This is a genomic window from Psychrobacter sp. 1U2, from assembly GCF_051847575.1.
Window position 1 is genome coordinate 1 of record NZ_JBPYDC010000724.1, and the last position, 874, is coordinate 874.

Genomic DNA, 874 nt, shown 5'->3' on the forward strand with positions numbered 1-874 from the left:
CTCAGCACCATCACAGGGGTAGTAGCCATCCTCTAATAAGGTCGTTAAAACCGACGAAGGTTATGATCAGATAATAGATGTAAGTGGTAGTGTGAATAACCAAATGAATCAAAAGCAGCATGTCGAGGGTAATTATGGCATTTCAACTGGGTGATGATGACGTTCAAGGTATGAATGAGATGAACCTTATTCCGCTGATCGATGTCATGTTAGTGTTGATGATTATTTTTTTATTGACGGCGACGGTATTAAACCCCACAGTGCCACTAGATTTGCCAAAAACTAGTGCCACAGTTAATGAGACCCCGCCTGAGGTGATTCAGATCAGTATTGATGAAGATGCGGGAATATTTTGGGATGATAAAGCCATTAGTCTAGAGGCTTTAGAGGTACGTTTGCAACAAGAAAGCGCTAAGGGTAAAGAGCCTTCAATACAGCTACGCGCGGACAAAGATAGCAAGTACGATACCGTGGCGCAAGTATTGGCAACGGCTAGTGAAGCAGGTCTGTCCAAAATAGCTTTTGTAAATGAGTAGTTTTTATAGATAGGCTGTATTGAAAGGTTGGCCCTTATAGTAATAGGCTTGCCAAAAAAACCAATAAACCCAGCAATAAAAATATAATCAATACAATAAGCAGAATAATTAAAATAATAAATTTTTTCTCCAGCCTTACTTGGGTAACCTTGTAAGGTTTCTTTATTGTAGAATGATTTTAAAGTGTCAATGTTATTTAACAATGCCAGTAAAGTTCAAAGCTCGTTGTAGTGGTTACCAGCCATAGCCAAATGGACGATAACCATAGCCAAAGCGATTAGGTCCGTAGCCGAACGGATAAGGCGTGCGTAGGTAGTCGAGGTCACGCTGACGAATGT

Annotated in this window: 1 protein-coding gene; it reads left to right on the forward strand. The window is 40.4% G+C overall.

What is annotated here, in order from left to right; translation table 11 throughout:
- Positions 1-134: 134 nt before the first annotated feature.
- Complete coding sequence (locus ACS8FD_RS18330) at positions 135-536, forward strand: ExbD/TolR family protein (RefSeq protein ID WP_439261672.1); 402 nt, start codon at positions 135-137, stop codon at positions 534-536.
- Positions 537-874: the final 338 nt, after the last annotated feature.

Bases quoted from the DNA above. Each gene is read 5' to 3' on its own strand.
- ACS8FD_RS18330 (WP_439261672.1), top strand. From the start codon at position 135: ATGGCATTTCAACTGGGTGATGATGACGTTCAAGGTATGAATGAGATG.